At 50.5% G+C, this 18536-nt stretch carries 15 protein-coding genes; 14 read left to right on the top strand and 1 reads right to left on the bottom strand.

Annotated elements, in window-relative coordinates; all coding sequences use genetic code 11:
* The first annotated feature begins 12 nt into the window (after window positions 1-12).
* The 4 genes from MUG84_RS09495 to MUG84_RS09480 all read left to right on the top strand — a co-directional run bounded on the left by MUG84_RS09495 (window position 13) and on the right by MUG84_RS09480 (window position 4508).
* Window positions 13-1116 carry a sensor histidine kinase gene (locus MUG84_RS09495; RefSeq protein WP_244724265.1) on the top strand — a complete coding sequence of 368 codons (1104 nt, stop codon included), beginning with the start codon at window positions 13-15 and terminating at the stop codon, window positions 1114-1116.
* A 150-nt stretch (window positions 1117-1266) separates the two neighbouring features.
* Window positions 1267-2202, top strand: coding sequence for an ABC transporter ATP-binding protein (locus MUG84_RS09490; RefSeq protein ID WP_244724262.1), 936 nt, complete (start codon window positions 1267-1269; stop codon window positions 2200-2202).
* Between the two features lie 28 nt (window positions 2203-2230).
* Entirely contained in the window at window positions 2231-3355 is a 1125-nt protein-coding gene (locus MUG84_RS09485) for an ABC transporter permease (RefSeq protein ID WP_244724259.1), read from the top strand.
* Between the two features lies 1 nt (window position 3356).
* The gene (locus tag MUG84_RS09480) at window positions 3357-4508 is read left to right on the top strand and encodes an ABC transporter permease (RefSeq protein ID WP_244724257.1); all 1152 of its coding nucleotides are present in this window, start codon (window positions 3357-3359) and stop codon (window positions 4506-4508) included.
* Window positions 4509-4603: 95 nt separating this feature from the next.
* Here the strand turns inward: MUG84_RS09480 and MUG84_RS09475 are convergent, their stop codons facing one another.
* Window positions 4604-6349 carry an alpha-glycosidase gene (locus tag MUG84_RS09475; protein ID WP_244724254.1) on the bottom strand — a complete coding sequence of 582 codons (1746 nt, stop codon included), beginning with the start codon at window positions 6347-6349 and terminating at the stop codon, window positions 4604-4606.
* Window positions 6350-6628: 279 nt separating this feature from the next.
* Between MUG84_RS09475 and MUG84_RS09470 the strand changes: the two genes are divergently transcribed.
* The 10 genes from MUG84_RS09470 to MUG84_RS09425 all read left to right on the top strand — a co-directional run bounded on the left by MUG84_RS09470 (window position 6629) and on the right by MUG84_RS09425 (window position 18532).
* Complete coding sequence (locus MUG84_RS09470; RefSeq protein ID WP_244724251.1) at window positions 6629-7303, top strand: response regulator transcription factor; 675 nt, start codon at window positions 6629-6631, stop codon at window positions 7301-7303.
* Window positions 7300-8748: a sensor histidine kinase gene (locus tag MUG84_RS09465; protein ID WP_244724248.1), complete on the top strand. Its 1449-nt coding sequence runs from the start codon at window positions 7300-7302 to the stop codon at window positions 8746-8748. Before MUG84_RS09470 ends, MUG84_RS09465 begins: the two co-directional genes overlap by 4 nt.
* Window positions 8749-8841: 93 nt before the next feature.
* Window positions 8842-9756, top strand: coding sequence for an ABC transporter ATP-binding protein (locus MUG84_RS09460; RefSeq protein ID WP_244724245.1), 915 nt, complete (start codon window positions 8842-8844; stop codon window positions 9754-9756).
* On the top strand, window positions 9756-10472 hold the full coding sequence (locus tag MUG84_RS09455; RefSeq protein ID WP_244724932.1) for an ABC transporter permease: 717 nt from the start codon (window positions 9756-9758) through the stop codon (window positions 10470-10472). The genes MUG84_RS09460 and MUG84_RS09455 overlap by 1 nt, the downstream gene beginning before the upstream one ends.
* A complete protein-coding gene (locus MUG84_RS09450) occupies window positions 10473-11216 on the top strand; it encodes an ABC transporter permease (RefSeq protein ID WP_244724242.1) in 744 nt (247 codons plus the stop codon).
* Between the two features lie 273 nt (window positions 11217-11489).
* A complete protein-coding gene (locus tag MUG84_RS09445) occupies window positions 11490-13334 on the top strand; it encodes a hypothetical protein (protein ID WP_244724239.1) in 1845 nt (614 codons plus the stop codon).
* A 99-nt stretch (window positions 13335-13433) separates the two neighbouring features.
* Complete coding sequence (locus MUG84_RS09440) at window positions 13434-14183, top strand: MerR family transcriptional regulator (RefSeq protein ID WP_244724234.1); 750 nt, start codon at window positions 13434-13436, stop codon at window positions 14181-14183.
* Between the two features lie 155 nt (window positions 14184-14338).
* Window positions 14339-16123, top strand: coding sequence for a sensor histidine kinase (locus tag MUG84_RS09435; RefSeq protein ID WP_244724231.1), 1785 nt, complete (start codon window positions 14339-14341; stop codon window positions 16121-16123).
* A 90-nt stretch (window positions 16124-16213) separates the two neighbouring features.
* Window positions 16214-17539, top strand: a complete 1326-nt coding sequence (locus tag MUG84_RS09430) for an ABC transporter substrate-binding protein (RefSeq protein WP_244724931.1) — start codon at window positions 16214-16216, stop codon at window positions 17537-17539.
* 111 nt (window positions 17540-17650) lie between these two features.
* Entirely contained in the window at window positions 17651-18532 is an 882-nt protein-coding gene (locus MUG84_RS09425; protein ID WP_244724229.1) for a carbohydrate ABC transporter permease, read from the top strand.
* Window positions 18533-18536 lie beyond the last annotated feature (4 nt).

Raw genomic sequence — 18536 nt, 5'->3', positions numbered from 1 at the left:
ACGTGACTGCGCATGGATTTATGGACTGTCGGCAATAAGACGATCATGCTGCTTTTTGTCATGATTGCTTCCTATTTTACGACGGCTGCGGCGGACCCGTGGCTGGTTCTCTTTTTTTTGATCTATTTGGCACTCAATCTGGTTCTGCATATTGTACTAAAAAAAGCGGCCAAAAAGGCGATCATTCTGATCATTATTCTATATTTGGCCGTCTGCTCGATCTACCATCCGTATTTTACGCTGCTGCTGCCGTTCAGCTGTTATGAGCTGGCCTCCTTTTATCACCGTAAAAATGGTTATGCGCTGATCGCCGCCATGATTCCAGCCCTGTTTCTCCGGGATACCATGATGATGCTGTATATCTTTATGGCCTTGCTGAGCTTTTTCAACTATGTGATGGTCAGGCATTATATGGGGAGGGTGAATAAGCAGGAGGACGAGATCGAGCAGATGCGCAAGGACCTGCAGAAGCTGGCCAAAAGCTTGAATGACAACGAGGATTTTGCCAAGGCTTCCGCCTATATGGTCAAGCTGGAGGAGCGGAACCGCCTCACTCAGGAAATTCATGACGGAATCGGGCATGCCATGACCGGCGCTCTGATTCAGATGGAAGCATCCAAACGTCTCCTAAGCAGCGACCCAGCAACCGCGGAGAGTCTGCTGCAGAATGCCATCGGCATCTCGAAGGATGCCATCGAGGAAATCCGGGTCACGCTGAAAAGCAATAAGCCGCCGGTGGAACAGCTGGGACTCAGCCGGCTTAAAACAGCCGTGGAGGCTTTTGGGGGCAAAACAGGCCTGATGACCTCGGTCGTTCATGAAGGGAACATGGAGATTGTCACGCCGCTCCAATGGAAAATCATTTATGAAAATGTCACCGAAGCGCTGACCAACAGCGCCAAATATTCCGGGGGTTCGGCCGTTCATGTGGAACTCAGGGTGCTGAACCGGTTCATTAAAGCGGTCGTATCCGATAACGGAAAAGGCTCCCTGAAGATCGTCAAAGGACTTGGCCTGATCGGGATGGAGGAGCGGACTGCGGCCGTGAACGGGACTGTTATTGCCGATGGAACCAACGGTTTCAGCATCACCACGCTGATTCCGTACGGGATGTGAATGAGATTTCTCATCTGCCCAGCGGCCCCTTTTTAATAACAAGATATGAATTTTCTCATGTATAAAGGATGAACTTATGCACTGACATAAGGGCATCCTTTTTTTGTAAGATAAGGTCATCAAGAGAACAACGAAACGGAGTGAAAAGAAATGAACGTATTGGATATCCGGGGGCTTACCAAAAAATTTGGTGATTTTGTTGCTGTTGACAATATGTCGCTTACGGTCCGGGAGGGAGAGATTTTCGGGTTTCTCGGAGCAAACGGCGCCGGCAAAAGTACGACCATTAACGTGGTCTCATCACTGCTGCGGCCATCGAGCGGAGAAATCCGGATTTTGGATAAGGACATTATGAAGCAAAGCCGCTTTGCCAAGATGAATCTGGGGATTGTTCCACAGGATCTGGCCATCTACGAGGATATGACCGCATATGAGAATGTAAGCTTTTTTGCGGGATTGTACGGACTTCGGGGTATCAAATTGAAAGAACGCACCATCGAGGCACTAGACTTCGTCGGACTTGGCGACAAGGCGAAGAGCTTCCCGAAGAACTTCTCGGGCGGGATGAAGCGCCGCTTGAACATTGCCTGTGCCATTGCCCATAAACCCAAGCTGATCATTATGGATGAACCGACGGTAGGGATTGATCCCCAGTCGAGGAACTATATTTTGACCTCTGTGCGGAAGCTGAATGAATCCGGCTGCACCATTATTTACACGAGCCATTATATGGAGGAAGTCGAAGAGATCTGCTCCCGCATCGCGATTGTGGACCATGGCAAAATCATCGCCGAGGGAACCAAGGAGCAGCTTAAATCGACCATTACCGATGTGAAGGATATCCGTATTGAATTGAAATCCGTTCAAGGTGGGGTAGTGGAGAAGCTGAGATCTATACCGGGGGTACGGAACGTGAGTCAGGAGGATCATGTGATCCGGATTCATAGTGATGCGGCGGTGGATAACTTGAACCGGATGCTGAAGCAGCTGATCGATGCAGGCATGGAGATAAGGTCGGTCGAAGAGCAGGAGCCCAATCTGGAGACGGTGTTCTTAACATTGACCGGACGTAATTTGCGAGATTAAAGATTTCACAGATAGGGAGGTTAACACGGTGAACATTTTATCGATTGCATTAAAAGAGATGAAGCAGTCCATACGTAATCGGCGTACGCTGCTGTTCACGCTGGCGTTTCCGATTGTGCTCATGCTCATCCTGGGTCTCGCGCTTACCAACGCCTTTAGCTCCAATGTCAGCATTGGAGATTTGAAGGTCGTCTTGAAGGACTCTTCCGGAGGCGGACAGCTGTCCCAGGCTTTTACGGGTTTCACCAAGGAAGTCGGCAAAATGGGAGTAACCTTTGAATCCCTCAAGTCCGGAATGAACGGAAGGGAAGAAGTTCAGAATGGCCGTTATGTGGATTATGTTGAGCTGACGGATCAAGGGATTTCTCTATACGGCAGCAGCCGCGACACGATCGAAAGCAACATTGTGCAGGGGATGCTCGCCTCCTTCACGGATAAGTATAATGCGGCGTCGGCAGTGGCCCAAATCGAACCGACCAAGACTGAGGCGGTATTCGCAAGCGGTGGGCATGATTATATTAAAGAAACGTCGGTGAATCCGGACCGGACGCCGGGCTCCATCGATTACTACGCGCTGGCGATGACCGTTATGATTGGCATGTGGGCGGCCATGGCGGGAAGCCACATTATTAAGGGGGAAATTACACGCGGCACGGCGGTAAGACTCGTTATAGCACCGGTCCGCAAGAGTGAGATTTTCACAGGCATGATTTTGGGCGGCATCGTCACCAATATGCTGTGCGTTATAGCCATTATCCTGTTTAGCAAATATGTGTTTAAAGCCTATTGGGGAAGCCATATGGGGATCGTCCTGATCGTGCTGCTATCGGAAGTCATTATGGCGATGAGCCTGGGTCTTGCTGCAAGCTATCTGCTGAAAGGTGCGGTATCCAGCGGGATTATCAGTATAGTCGTTCAATTGATGTCCTTTTTTGGGGGAGCGTACTTTCCGATCGGCAATGAAACCGGCGGAGGCATGATGGGATTTCTGGTCAATTTGTCTCCCGTCCGCTGGGCTAACCACGGATTAACGGAAGTGATATACGGGAACACGGTATCGGCAGCATGGCCTGTCGTAGGGTTGAATATCGGCTTCGCCGTATTGTTCCTTGGAGCTTCGATATTCATGATGAGACGCAGGGAGGGACTGTAACATGTGGAGAGAGATATGGTTTCTGGTCACAAGAACACTGCTCACGACATTCCGCAAACGCCGCACGCTGATGTTATATTTTGGTCTGCCGATTGCTGGCATCCTGGCCTCAGTTCTTCTCTATAGCTCACAGGGGCCGACGGAGCTGCGGGTCGGCGTCGTGAACGAGGACGCGGGAGAGCAAATCGCGGCGGACACCGTCAGCTTCGTGAAGGGTCTGGATCATGTGACAATTGTGAACGTAACGCCTGATGAGCTGAAGGATCAGCTTGCGGCCAGCAAGTTGGACAGCGGTCTGATTATTGATTCCGGATTTTCAGAAAGTGTGCTTAGCGGAAGTCCCGACCATATCGCCATTGAATCGGTGAAAGGCGCGCAGGTGACCGCCTATATGAAATCGATGCTGTATGGATATATTGACAATGTGACATCCATGGGTAAAATCGCTGGCGGGGATGCAGCGAAATTTAAAGCGCTGTACGATCAATACCGCTCGGCAGACTTTAAGCTGACTTCGGAGTCGGTGAATGACACAGCTACCACCAAGGATATGTCATACCAATCCATCGGCTTTCTGCTGATGTTCATGCTCTCCTCAGCCGTAGGGCTGTCAGAGTTGATTCTAAAAAACCGGGAGAACCGAACTTACTTCCGGGTGCTATCGTCCCCAATCAATGCACGGACGTATGTGCTTGCGAACATTGTCATGAATTTGATTGTGATGATCGTCCAGATTATTGTCGCTTTATTATTCATGCAGGTCGTGTTCCATCTTGATCCTGGAATTCCGATGGGAGAAATGCTGGGGCTCCTGGCCCTCTTCGCGCTGGTATCGGTCAGCTTATCGCTGGTCATCGTGGCCTTCTCCAAAAGCTCCGCAATGGCCGGCGCACTGCAGAATTTGATTGTTCCACCGACATGCATGCTCTCTGGCTGTTTCTTCCCGATCAGCATCATGCCTGCCGAAGTTCGTAAAATCTCTGACTTTTTGCCGCAGAACTGGGTATTGCAGTCGATTAATAAACTTCAGTCGGGTGAGTCGTTTGGAAGCATTTGGTTTAATCTAGTGATGCTGTTCGCCTTCGCAGTGGTGTTCTTCCTGATTGCCACGTATAAGTTCGGACGCAATAATGATACGAGAAATTTTGTATAGATAATTCGAATGCAAAAAGAGGATGCCCCGGGTATGAAACCTTGCGGGCAGCCTCTTTTTTAATCCAAGAGAAGCAGCGTTAATGTTAGGGAACTCTACTTGACGACCCTGAGCATCACGCAGCCGTAAGCAGGGAGCTTGATGTTCAAAGCTCCATTGCTGGCAGATACGGCTTCACTAGTGCGGATATCCTCCCAGCGGGCTTCCTCTACCGATACTTTGATGTTCTGCGGCTTCGAGGCGTTGTTCATGAAGATAACGATTTTATCCTTTTCATCCTCGCGGGTATACACCAGGCTTGAACTGCCTTCTTCGGCTGACAGGAATTTCAGATTGCCGGTGCGGAGGGCGCTATATTTTAGTCGCAGGCCAATTAGCTCCTGATAGAAGGAGAACAGGTCCAGATCCTGCTTGGCCTCGTCCCATTCCATACATTTTCGGCATTCTGGATCATGCCCACCGGTCATTCCGATTTCGTCCCCGTAGTAAATGCATGGGGTTCCCGTATAGGTGAACTGGAACTGGGCTGCAAGCTTCATTTTATCTTTGTTGCCTTCACAACGGGTCAGCAGTCTGGCGGTATCATGGCTGTCAAGCAGGTTGAATGTCGCTTCATTGGCCTGACGCGGATAGCGGGAGAACTGCTTGCCAATCGCATTGGCAAAGTTTCTCGCATCGCCGATGCCATCCACGAAAAAGTCCAGCACCGCATTGGTGAACGGATAGTTCATCACTGCATCAAACTGGTCGCCCATCAGCCAAGGGGAGGCCTCATGCCAGATTTCGCCGAGAATGTAGGCGTCCGGCTTAAGCTTTTTCACGACACGGCGGAATTCACGCCAAAATTCATGATCGACCTCATTGGCGACATCCAGGCGCCAGCCGTCAATATCGGTTTCCTCGATCCAATAGGCAGCGGCCTTCAGCAAATATTCCTTCACTTCGGGATTTTCCGTGTTCAGCTTCGGCATCAGCGGCTCGAAGGCGAAGGTGTCATAGGTTGGAACGCCGTCTTTCACGGCAATCGGGAATTCCCGGACGTGGAACCATTCTCTGTAGCGGGATTTTTCACCGTTTTTTTGCAGATCCACAAACGGTGCAAACGTTCTGCCGGAATGATTGAACACCGCATCGAGCAGTACGCGGATGCCTCTTTCATGGCAGATCTTGACGAGCTCTTTCAGCGTGTCGATATCTCCGAAATGAGGATCGATCTGCATGTAGTCCTCGGTATCGTATTTATGATTGGTCGTCGCCGTAAATATGGGTGTAAAATAAATTGCATTTACGCCGAGCTTGGATAAATGATCGATATGATCGATAACTCCCTGCAGGTCGCCTCCGAAGAAATTATCGCGCTCCGGGGTACCGCCCCAAGGCAGCACACCTTTGGGATCGCTCAACGGGTCTCCGTTGGCAAAGCGTTCAGGGAATATCTGATAGAAGACGGCATCTTTCACCCATTCCGGCGTCTTGAGCACATCAACCGGATTAATAAACGGATACTCAAACAGACGGTCCGGATTTTCAGGAGGCTGCTCCATGAAATCATATTCTGTCATCCAATACTTTTCCTGTCCACTCTCCAGCACAAAACCGTACTTCAGCCGGCGGTATTCCGGGACGATTTCGCATTCCCAGTAATCGAACAGCTCGTCGGCTGCAAGCTTATACATAGGCACGTAGGCCATGGACTGATCCCAGATATATTTGTCACCCGCCATGGCGGACACAGCGGTTACATCATCCCGTTTGGTACGGATTCTAAGATGGATGGTGCGCCCGTCATAGGCATAACACCAGTTCAGTTTGGGGCGGTGATACACGGCTTCAAGCAACATAATAATATTCCTCCTCCATGAAATTCCTATATGCCAAAAAAGGTACAACCTGGGACTCTACTTGAGTCTGCGAGGTTGTACCTTGATTTTAAGGTAGCATAGCCTTTAAATTGGTAGTGTCGGCATACAACATATGGCAGTACTGCTCGACACGTAAAATATACCATGTTTTCAGGTGCTGTACAACCCGAATAATGTCAAAAACGGCATCCTGCAAAGGATGCCTAATCGGCTGCCCAGAAGTGCACGCAGCACCCGGAAGGAAAGGACGTTACATCAGTGGGAATTCATTTGTTATATATCGAGGATGATGCCGAAATCGGCACATGGGTAAACGAAGATTTAAGTGGAAGGGGATATGAGGTGACCTGGCTGCAAAGCGGCGAGCATGCCGTGGAGAAAGCGGCGACAAGCCGCCTTGTCATTTTGGATGTCATGCTGCCGGGGCTCGACGGTTTTACGGTAGGCCAGCGGCTTAAGAAAGCCTATCCGGACCTGCCGATTCTGATGCTGTCTGCGAGAACCTCCATCGACGATAAGCTGGAGGGGCTGCAGTTTGCGGACGATTATTTGACCAAACCGTTCCATCCGGATGAGCTAGCCGCCCGGATTGAGGTGCTGCTACGGCGCTCCGGCTCCTTTTCATCCGAACCGCTTGTGCTGAAGCATCTGCTCGTCTATGAACGGGAGAACCGGATTGTGAATAACGATACGAGCGAAGAAATTCTGCTGACAGGCAAGCAGTTCCAAATCTTCACGTATTTGATCCGCCATCTCGGCCAGATTTTGACCAAGGAGCAAATTTATGAGGGGGTATGGGGCGATCCTTACCTCGACGGAGACAAAACCCTGATGGTTCATATCCGCTACCTGCGTGAGAAGCTGGAGCGGGATCCGGCAAATCCGGAAATTGTCGAGACCATACGTGGTGTTGGTTACCGGGTGAAGGCATGAGGAAAGAGAAGCTGTTTAAATCCCGTTTTCGCGGCACGCTGCTCTCCAGATATCTGCTGATTATCTTGTTTGCACTGCTGTTCATTCCGGTCATCTTTCCCGCGTCTCTGGTTGGTTACCAACTGGTGCAGGGCTTGGTGTTCGGAAATGTATTTACGAAGCCTCAGGTGGAAGATGAACGTTACCAGACACTGAATCTAGAAAAAATGTGGCACAAGGAAGCCAAAGCGCTGAAGGGAAAGACACCGGAACAGATTGACGCCAAAATAAGCGAGCTGAATGCGGACTATCCGAAGGTGGACATGTTCTGGGTGGATGCGGACTCGCGGGTGAGAAAGCCGGAGAATAGCAGACTGGATCTGCCGTCTACTTGGAGCACTGCCGATGCTATCTCCTACATGAAGCACTACAGGGAATCCACAGAGCAATTTTCCGTCATTGCCTTTATCGGGGATGATGAGAAGCTGAATGAGGGCTTCATGGTATTGCAGGCTTCGAGATCGGCATTAACCCCTTCTAGTAACGATTTTTCGGCACGCGAATCCATGATTTTCTTCGGCATCATCCTGTTGATGTTCGTGCTCTTTATCGCCGTCTCCTGGATGTTCTTTGTCAATATGCGCAGACGGCTGCTTCGTCTTCAGTCCGCCATGACAGTACAGAATGACAGCGGCCTGCCTGAGCCGATTGTAGTCAAAAAAACCGATGAAATCGGCCAGCTGGAGGATGCCTTCAACGGCATGGTCCACCAGTTGAGCAGCAGCCTGAAGCGTGAACGTGAGGAGGAGGAGCTGCGCAAGCGGCTCATCGCCAATCTGTCCCATGATTTAAGAACACCGCTGACGGTGGTCCGCAGCCACGTGTTTTCGCTGCAGAAGGAACAGCTGTCTGATAAAGGCAGAGAACTGCTGAAGCTGACGGAAACCAAGCTTGGCGATTTGTCCGGTCTAATCGACAATCTGTTGTCCTACAACCTGCTGACAAGCGGCAAATATACGCTGCATCCCGAAAGTAAAGACGTACTCCGTATTGTCCGCGAAAGCGCGGCGGCCTGGTATCCTCTCTGGGAAAAAGAAGGCTTCGAGGTGGATATCGATCTGCCTGAAGAACCTTTATTCTGGTCGGTGGACGCGCAGTGGTTCCGCAGAATTCTGGATAATCTGTTCCAGAACGTAGTCAGACATGCGCACAGCGGACAATACATCGGCATCCATGCTGGGGCAGGGGCGGAAGGACAGACGGCAATTGTAATTTCGGACAAAGGAAAGGGCATGCAGGCTTCCTCCGGTGATAAAGGCGCCGGAATCGGACTAGCCATTGTTGGGTTTCTGACGAGAGAAATGGGACTTATCATGGATATCAGCAGCACCAGCGGCGGCACGAGCATTCTCATTTATCCCGCCTCCGACAGTGAGCCTGGACTGAAGCTAAAAGACAGAGTTTAACAGAAGACGGCCCCAAGTTTAAACGAAATTTAAACTTGGGGCCGTCTGTTTTTTAACCTTGGCACGATAAGATGGTTTCCGAGGTGATTAATCGTGAGTGAACTCGTAATTCAGACGAGAGATTTGAATAAGAAATATGGCGATCGTTATGCTGTACGCCATTTGAATTTGGAAATTGCAAGAGGGGAAATTTACGGTTTTCTCGGCCCTAACGGCGCCGGCAAAACGACGACCATCCGGATGCTACTAGGCCTCATCCGCCCGACGATGGGATCGATCCAAATCTTCGGCAAGGACTTGAGGAAAGAAAAGATGAACATTCTCCGCAAAGTCGGATCACTGGTGGAATACCCGTCCAACTACGGCCATTTGACGGCTGTTCAGAATCTGGAGACGGTCCGCCGGATTCTCGATGTACCTAAATCACGTATCGATGAGGTGCTGGATATTGTCTCCCTGACCAAGGATGCGAAGCGCCCGGTAAAGGGCTACTCGCTGGGAATGAAGCAGCGTCTTGGCATCGCGACGGCTCTGCTTGGCAATCCTGAGCTGCTGATCCTGGACGAACCGACCAACGGTCTTGATCCGGAAGGTATCCATGAAATCCGCGAGCTGATTCGCAGCATGCCGAAGCAGCATGGCATCACCGTACTGGTCTCAAGCCACCTGCTGTCCGAGGTCGAGCAAATGGCCGGTACGGTCGGGATTATCCGTCAAGGGGAAATGGTATTCCAGGATACGATCAGCAACCTGCAGCAGCAGGCATCCGCAGGTTTCCGCCTGGTGGTCTCCGAACCGCAGGAAGCGCTGCAGCTTGTACGGGGTCAAGGCTATATCGGACAGATGGAGAATGGCGGCCTGAAGCTGGGACAGATCAGCGATCCAGAGGTGGCCCTGCTCGTCAAACGTCTGGTCGATAACAACCATGCGATCTACCGGGTGGAAGAGAACCGCCGGACGCTGGAGGATATCTTCATGCAAGTCATTGAGCAGGGGGGATTCCAGTGATGCTCTTAAGGGCTTTGTCGGCGGATTTTCTGAAAATACGCCGGAGAGGCATATGGTTTCTCGTTTTCCTAGGGTCACTTGGATTGGTTGCCATGCAGGCTTTGAACTTTGGACTTCGTTATGATTATCTCGTAGGGAAGGTGTATAAAGGAGATGAGTGGGCAGGCCTGATCCGGGAAACCTTCTCGTTCGTACCGATTGCGCTGGTGCTTGGTGCAACGCTGATCGCGTCGCAGATTGCCAATGTGGAGCATTTAAACAACTCATGGAAACAGCTGCTGGCGCTGCCGATTTCCAGAGTCACCGTTTTTACTTCCAAATATTTGGTTGGCGTGATCGCTTTGACGGCTGCATGTCTGCTGCTGTTTGCCGGAACAATCGGACTCGGACTAGCTTTGGGTTTCGGCGCGGAGCATATTCCGTACCTGAAAATTTTGAAGCTGTCGTTCCTCCCGTATCTTGGGGCTCTGCCAATGCTTGCCCTGCAGCTGTATCTCTCTTTGACCTTCAAGAATCAGGCTCTGCCGATTATGATCGGCATTACTTTCGCCATCTTGACGATGTTTGCCCCAAATTATCCGGAGATCCTGCCGCTGGCATGGCCGTTTCTCGCTTACTATGCCAAGCCGGCGATGCCGGTAGCATCGGGGATTATCCTGTTCATCTTCATCTATTTGCTGGGGACAGGCCATTTTGTCAGAAAGGATGTGGACTAAATGGGGGGATACTTCAAAGTATTGTCTGCCGAGCGGCTCAAAATGTCGCGTTCCTATATCGTTCTCCTCATGCTCGTCAGTCCGCTGATTGCGATCTTGTCCGGGCTGCTATCTAATATCGAAGGAGCGCCTATGCCTTGGAGCACGCTGCTGATGATCATGAGCATGATGCATGCCATGTTGTTTATGCCGATCATGTCGGGGATCTTCGCTGCTATTATATGCCGTTATGAGCATAACGGCGGTGGATGGAAGCAGCTGCTCGTGCTGCCTGTTACACGTACAGGCGTATATTTTGCCAAATATACCGTCGTAATCGTCATGCTGGCGATTACCCAGCTGCTGCTGGCAGGATCGGTATTTTTGGTAGGCTGGATCAAGGGAATCCACGCTCCGGTGGAATGGGATATCTTTCTGCGGAGCATCTTGGGGGGCTGGGTTGCCTGCCTCCCGCTGGCCGCATTGCAGCTGGCCGTATCCATGATGTGGAGCAGCTTTGCTGCGCCGCTGGCGCTGAATGTTACGTTTACGATTCCGAATATTCTAGTCGTAAACTCCAGCACGTACGGCCCTTATTATCCATGGGCTCAGCCGCTATTGGCTACTCTTCCGGGGAACCAACTGGACGGCGGAGGATTCGGAGCATTGAATTTGCCGTTTGAAAGCTTGATGATTACTGTTCTGGGCAGCTTTATCGTTTTCTTTATCTTTGGCTGGGTTTATTTCAAAATGAAAGAAGTCTAGGGTTTACGAGAAAATTGCATAAAAAACGGTTGGAATCCGCCATAAGGCGGGAGAGCCATAGCAAAGGGCGTCTTCGGGATCGAGGGCGCTTTTTTGTCGTGACATCGCTGTTTTTTTTGCTTATTATCCATTTATGGAAAACAGTTCCTTTGTAGTGGGTAATTATGAAATTTGTGGGATACAAACTCCGGGGGATCAAATGAATAATTAAATTAATTGAGGATTTTGCCAAATTCTCAAAATAAAAATGACATCTTTGAAAGGAGAATGCTTGTGGTAAGAATTTTTTCGCGATTATTGACTGCATGTATTGCCGGATTGCTGCTGATGTTTGGGCTTCTGCCTGGATTTAGCCACGTGGCTGCCGAGGAGGCACAGTCAGCTGTCGAATGGTCCAGGGATTACGGGAGCAAATCCGAAGGGGAGGGAGTGATCCCGACTTCTGATGGCGGGTATTTAGCCGTAGGAAGTATTTACGATGCTGACAAGGCGTCCGGGTATCCGTATCAAAAGGCCTATGTTTTGAAGCTGGATACCGAAGGTCAGGTGGAATGGGAACGGAAGCTCAAGAATAATTCTACGCGCAATACGGCATACCGGGCTATTGAGGCGAAAGACGGCGGATACCTCGTTGCGGGAAATTCGACTGCAGAAGGCGAACCGAAGGACCAACTGTACATGATCCGACTGGATTCATCAGGCAATGTGTTATGGGAAAAGGTACTGGAGGATGATGGAATTAATAGTACCCCCAAAGCTATTGTCGAAACGGACGACGGCTTTTTGATTGCCGGAGAAGGGATCATAAGCTGGGTTGCCTATGATCAAGCTTATATTTTAAAGATCGATAAAAACGGAGAGAAGCTGTGGTATAACAAATACCCTTTTTCGGGCAGTGACTATCTAACCGATCTTATTTCCGCGAGTGACGGCGGATATATCGCTGTCGGCCACGCAGGCATGGTGGAATATGAATCGAAAGAACTCGATGCGATGCTGATCATGAAGATTGATGACCAAGGCAAGATGCTCTGGTCGAAACAATCCGTCGATCCGGGTAGCGGATGGACAGCCTATTCGGTTATTGCTTCGGAAGATGGAGGTTATATGATCCTAAGCCGAAAGAGCATCGACGGTAATGGTGTGATGGTGCTTACCAAGATAGACCTGAGCGGACAGGTCAAATGGGAAAAAACTTATCGCGATGGTACGAATTCCGAATTGTATAATCGTCTGGTCCGAACAAATGACGGCTATGCGATGTTAGGAAAACATTATTCTTGGAACAGTCTGGAGCGGAAAACTCAGTACGGTGTATTATCCGTCGATGTGAACGGCGAGGTTATCAGTAGGGAATTGTTTAAGGGGCCTCCGATCTACATGGTCGGAGCCGCGGCGGCAACCCCTGACGGCGGCTTTATTTTCCCGGGAACCGTACAGCGTGGAGACATAAAGAAATTCCAGCTGATGAAGCTGACACCTTCGGTGGACAGATTGCCTGCCGAACGAACGCTGACAGGTATCACGTTTACGGATAAGGAAAAGAAATTGAAAACAGGTACAAGCGTCTCTACCGTGCTTCAAGCGGTTTATTCCGATGGGACCAAAAGCGATTTGTCTAGCGCAGCGGTTTACGTCTCAGGGGACAGCTCCATTCTGGATGTCGATGCATTGGGCCGAATTACGGGGCATGAGCCAGGGAAATCTTATGTCGAAGCAGCTTACGAAGGTTTCACGGCCAGATTGAACGTTGCTGTACTCCCTGAAGATACAGACGAATTAAATCCCGTCTTCGGCTATATCAAGCTCGATTCGGACGAGTATTCGCTTGCTGAAGGTTCGATGCTCGACTTGAAGGTCACTTTCTATGACTATTCCATCCAGAAGGAAGTGGACATCACGAAGCAGGTTACGTTCAGCAGCGATCTTCCGGACATCGTCGAAGTAGATGAGGAAGGAAATCTGATCGGTCATAAGCCGGGAATAACCAAAATCTATGCGAAATATAAGGGAAGCTCGACATCAGCCAGCGTGTTGGTCGTCCGCGCACCTGCGCCAAAAGTGAATGTACAGCCGGAGCCGAATGAGCCGGAAAACAGTACAGTGGTAGAAGAATAATCGGTGCCTAAACGGGATACATGGCTTTTTGCTAATCCCCTATTGATTCTCCTCTTGGGTAAGGCCTTAGACTGCACTCAGAAGGGAGTGAAGCATATTATGCTATTCACAGTCAAGGAAGTATCAGAATTATCCAAGGTGACAATCAAGACACTGCATCATTACCACAAAATCGGTCTGCTTCAGCCGGCAGAAATCAGCGAAGCGGGCTACCGCTTATACGGGACGAAGGAGCTTGAACGACTGCAGGCCATTTTATTTTACCGCGAGTTCGATTTCTCGTTGGAGCAGATCGGACAGTTGCTGGACCATGAACCGGATCGAACGGCAATGTTGCAGAAGCAGGAGACGCTTCTGGAACAGCGCCGGCGGAGGCTGGAGCAGGTGATGGATACTCTGAGGAAGACGAAGGCCAGTCTGGAGAGCGGAGAGCCGCTTGCCCGTGAAGATATGTTTGCCGGGTTTGAGAGCGAGGAAGAATGGCGGGAGGCGCTGAAGGAGCAGAGCGATTACCTCAAAGAGCGCTACGGTGTGGAGATGGAGCATGAACCTCTCGATGTGCAGGAGATGAACGAGCAGGCAGCGGAGGCGGCAGCTTTTATGAAGGACATGACTTCTTCGCTACTAGGTGGGATCAAACATAACGATCTCCGGATTCATCAGCTGATCCGTAATCATCTGGCGTTTATGAACGCGCATGGTCATCAGATAACGCCTAAGGATTTTGTGGCGCAGACGGCGTTTTTCCTGCAGGATGACTTTCACCTGAGCATGCTGGAAGGTCAGCAGACCGGTCTGGCATATTATCTAAACGCGGCAGCAGCGTCTTACGCCGAAGCTGAAGCGTAACGCATACAGGCAGAAGATGAACGAACTGTTCATCTTCTGCTTTTTTCGTGTCCAAATCTCATATCCTAATTATTTACATCCCTTCGTCTAAAAGGAACTTCGCACCGTCCATCGAATACATACGCCTAATGACTTCAAGGAAAGGATGCTGCCGTATGAACGCACGGACACCCGTTTGGAAGAGGGCTTATTGGTATTTCAAGCGCAATCTGCGCGCCAAGCTGTTTTTGTCTTTCTTTATCGCATCGGCCGTGCCCCTGATGATTCTGGGGTATTTGTCATATTCAAAATCCACGGAGGAAATCCAGTCGCAGATGGTCCAGTACGGACAGTCGAGCATCACCCAGCTGCAGTCGCAGCTTGACTTGTACTCACGCCAGATGAAGTCTACGACCCGTTATATTTACTCTTACCTGCTGGATCCGATCAACGGCACGCTGCATCCGGAAGAACCGAAGGACTACGCCAGCTATGTCAGCCAGAAAAACTTCAACCGCTTTCTGGATGCCCATAAAACGGAGGAAACCTCGGGCATTTACCTGATCACGCCTACGGACGTTTACTTCGGGTCTCCACAGATTAATGTGAAGGAGCTGAAGGAACAGTCTTGGTGGCAGGCCATCCCGAATAACTACCGCGGTGAATACTGGACGGGGCTGCATGACAGCAGCTATTACATTTCTCGCAATTTGAATATTCCGAAGCAGGTTATTGGCCTGGTATTTCCTGTGCAAAGCCAATACGGATACCTGCAAAACAGCCGGATTGTCGTCGAGATGGACGCCACCAAGCTGCTGGAAACCTTCGGTACACTGGAAAACAACCTGCATTCCTTCATCACGATCCGTGACCGGGACGGAAGGTTGATCTACCAAAGCCCGAACATGGTTAAGGCGCAGGCCGACGATCTCGTATGGAACCGGAGCATTGAATCCAGCGGATGGAGCATTGAGGTCCGGACGCCGTATGAGCCGGTGTACCGCTCGACGATCATGATCCGCTATTTTACGATTGCCTTGATTGTCCTGGCTTTTGTGTTCGTGCTGCTGATTTCGTACTTATTCTCCTTACGCATTACGAGAAGGATTATTTCCCTGAAAAATAAAATGCAACTTGTCGGCATCGGCCAGCTTCAGTCCCGCATTGAATTGGATACGGAGGACGAGCTGGGGCGGCTCGGAGCCAGCTTCAACAAGATGGTGGAGAAGATCCGTCTTCTCATTCAAGAGGTACAGCACAAGGAACAGCTTAAAAAAGAAGCCCAGCTGCAGGCCTTCCACTACCAGATCAACCCGCATCTGCTGCTGAACACGCTGAATATGATCCAGTGGCAGGCTAGGCTTAAGAGCGACGCGGAAATCCAGAACATGATCCACTATCTCATCAAGGTGCTGGAGGGCAATTTGGTCATCACCGAGGAGCTGATTCCACTGGAGAAGGAGCTTCAAACCGTAGAGTATTATTTGAAAATCCAGGAGGTTCGCTACGGCGATGTATTCAGATACAGCATCGACAGCGATCCGGCGATCGCCTTCTGTCTGATTCCGCGCATGACGCTGCAGCCGCTGCTCGAAAACACGTTTTTCCACGGCTTTGAAGACGGAGAAGGCACCATTCGCATTGAAGTGAAGGAGGAGGGGGCGGACCTCGTTTTGACGCTGGAAGATGACGGTGCCGGCATCGAACCGGATAAGCTCGAAACGCTGCTCCTGGAAAAGCAAACCCCTGCAAGGCTGGGAGAAGGCGGGCTCGGATGCTATAACGTGGACCAGAAATTCAAGCTCCATTTTGGTGAAATGTATGGTATGCGCTTACAGTCGGAGATAGGCGAAGGCACGACAATAACGATCCGCTGGCCGAAAACAGAGTCAGAGAGCGGTTCACACCAAGAGATCCATGGGGAGTCTGTCACCGAACCGAACAAATTGACAGCAAATTGAAGACAAATTTCCGTTATGAAACGCTTTCATTGTTGTTATACTTGGGAAAATTCTTAAGGTTACACAAAGGAGGAAGGCAGCTTGAACGCAATGAAACGCATGTCGGCGGCTCTATTATGCACGGTGCTCATGCTGACGCTGGTGTTGTCCGGATGCTCCGGCAAATCGGGCGAAAGCGGAGGCAAAGCAGAGGGGGATGCGGCCGGCGAGAAGACGAAAATCACCGTTTGGATCTGGGAAGATGCCAAAACTGTCATCGATCTGAATATGCCGGAATTTAAAAAGCAGTATCCGAACATCGATGTTGATCTGCATGTGCTTGCACAGTCTGATGTTTACCAGAACTTCCTGATTGCTGCCAGCTCCGGCGACCAGGTTCCTGATGTAGTCAATCTTGAATCGCTGCGTTTGTCCCAGATGATCGAAACCGGCGGTTTGCTGGATATCACGGACAAGGTAGCTCCTTATAAAGATAAAATGAACGCCTACAAGTGGGCGGATGCCACGAAAGACGGCAAAATCTACGCGATGCCATGGGACAGCGGCCCGGTGGTCATGTTCTACCGCAATGATCTGTTCAAGCAGGCCGGGCTTCCATACAAGCCGGAAGATGTGGCCGCCGAGCTGAAGACCTGGGATGACTATATGCGCTTTGCGAAGCAGCTGAAAGAGAAGACCGGTATCGCGATGCTGGCGGATTCGAAATCTCAAACCGACGGTGGATTCTTCCAGCAGATTCTGTGGCAGCGTGATCTGTGGATTTTCGGCAAGGACGGATCGGTCCAGCTGGACAATCCTGAAGTCATCAAGACAGCGCAGTATTTTGTCGACCTTATGAAAAGCGGCTACGTATACGAAGTGAAGCCTTGGAGCGACGCTTGGTACAGCTCCTTCCAGCAAAATAAAGAAGCGACGATCGTAGGGGCCTCTTGGTACGAAGGACTGCTGCCAACGCTGATTGATCCGGATGCGAGCGGCAAATGGTCTGTGGTTCCGATGCCGAAATGGTCGGTAGACGACAAGTACAGCAGTGCGATCGACGGAGGAGCGAATCTGGCCATCAACAAGAACTCCAAGCATCCGGAAGAGGCGTGGAAATTCATCGAATTCATGCTCGGCAAGGAAGAGTCGCAGTTAAAAATGATGAAGGAAGGCGGATTATTCCCGTCCCTCGAAACGACCTACAATGACGATGTCTTCAAAGAAAAGGTTCCATACTTCAACGACCAGCCGGTCCGTACCCTGTACATCGATGCCGTGAAGAATGTGGCGCCGATCACTTATACGAAGGATTATCCGCTTGCTAACGAACTGATTACGAACGCATTCGCCGAAATATTCCTGGATAACAAATCTGTTGAAAGCGTGTTCAAAAAAGCGGCTGCCGAGCTGCGGCAAAAGACAGGACGCAAATAGACCATCATAAGTCAGCGCGCTTAAAGATACAGAAGCTGCCCGTACCTTGGGAACAACACCGGTCATGCCATGATCCGGGGTGCGGAGGCTTCGCTTTCTGGAGGAGATCCGATGCAAAATTTTTACTGGAGATGGCAGTTTAAAACGGCACCGTACCGGTTTGTCGCCCCGTTTTTCATACTCTTTGTGGTATTTGTGTTTTTACCCTTTGTATTCTCCATTTACCTGAGCTTTACGAACTGGCACGGCGAGGAAGTGAAAACGTTCGTCGGGCTCGACAACTACAAGACGCTGCTGACGAACCGGGAGTTCTGGCAGTCGCTGCTTAACAGCATCATCATATTCGTGCTGTATGTCCCCGTGATGCTGCTGCTTGCGCTGATCTTTGCTTCCTGCCTCAGCAGCAGTTGGATGAAGTGGACCGGATTTTTCCGCACCGTGTTTTTCATTCCGAACATTACCTCGGTCGTCGCCATTTCGTTTGTGTTTCTGCTGATTTTCAACTCGACGGGCATTCTCAATCAGGTACTGATGAACGCAGGCGTGATCCATGAGCCGATTCCGTTTTTGGAAACGCCGTGGTGGGCCCGGATTTCGGTGTCGGTGCTCGTTGTTTTCCGGTGGACCGGGTACAACATGATTTTGCTGCTCGGCGGCATGCAGAGCATTTCGAAATCGCTGTATGAAGCGGCTGAGGTGGACGGCGCCAGCGGCATCAAGTCGTTTTGGTACATCACCCTGCCTATGATGAAAAGGCTGCTGGCTTTTTGTACCGTACTGTCCACGCTTGGAACGTTCTCGCTGTTTACAGAGCCGTTCATTTTGACCAAAGGCGGGCCGAACCTGGCCACGACCACACCGGTGATGCTGATTTATAAGGAGAGCTTCCAAAACCTGAACATGGGTTATGCTTCGACGATTTCGATCTTTTTCTTCATTGTGATGATGATACTTTCCCTGATGCAGCTGCGGCTGTTCCGGGATAACGATTAGGCGG

This window comes from Paenibacillus mangrovi (genome assembly GCF_022898935.1).
Taxonomy (GTDB): domain Bacteria; phylum Bacillota; class Bacilli; order Paenibacillales; family Paenibacillaceae; genus Paenibacillus_AQ; species Paenibacillus_AQ mangrovi.
This window is presented reverse-complemented; position numbering and strand designations above follow the sequence as displayed.

What these genes read in the sequence shown, in the direction of transcription:
- MUG84_RS09430 (WP_244724931.1), top strand. Translation starts at nt 16,214, where the DNA reads ATGAAACGCATGTCGGCGGCTCTATTATGCACGGTGCTCATGCTGACG.
- MUG84_RS09490 (WP_244724262.1), top strand. Translation starts at nt 1,267, where the DNA reads ATGAACGTATTGGATATCCGGGGGCTTACCAAAAAATTTGGTGATTTT.
- MUG84_RS09465 (WP_244724248.1), top strand. Translation starts at nt 7,300, where the DNA reads ATGAGGAAAGAGAAGCTGTTTAAATCCCGTTTTCGCGGCACGCTGCTC.
- MUG84_RS09450 (WP_244724242.1), top strand. Translation starts at nt 10,473, where the DNA reads ATGGGGGGATACTTCAAAGTATTGTCTGCCGAGCGGCTCAAAATGTCG.
- MUG84_RS09480 (WP_244724257.1), top strand. Translation starts at nt 3,357, where the DNA reads ATGTGGAGAGAGATATGGTTTCTGGTCACAAGAACACTGCTCACGACA.
- MUG84_RS09495 (WP_244724265.1), top strand. Translation starts at nt 13, where the DNA reads ATGGATTTATGGACTGTCGGCAATAAGACGATCATGCTGCTTTTTGTC.
- MUG84_RS09425 (WP_244724229.1), top strand. Translation starts at nt 17,651, where the DNA reads ATGCAAAATTTTTACTGGAGATGGCAGTTTAAAACGGCACCGTACCGG.
- MUG84_RS09455 (WP_244724932.1), top strand. Translation starts at nt 9,756, where the DNA reads ATGCTCTTAAGGGCTTTGTCGGCGGATTTTCTGAAAATACGCCGGAGA.
- MUG84_RS09475 (WP_244724254.1), bottom strand. Translation starts at nt 6,349, where the DNA reads ATGTTGCTTGAAGCCGTGTATCACCGCCCCAAACTGAACTGGTGTTAT.
- MUG84_RS09435 (WP_244724231.1), top strand. Translation starts at nt 14,339, where the DNA reads ATGAACGCACGGACACCCGTTTGGAAGAGGGCTTATTGGTATTTCAAG.
- MUG84_RS09440 (WP_244724234.1), top strand. Translation starts at nt 13,434, where the DNA reads ATGCTATTCACAGTCAAGGAAGTATCAGAATTATCCAAGGTGACAATC.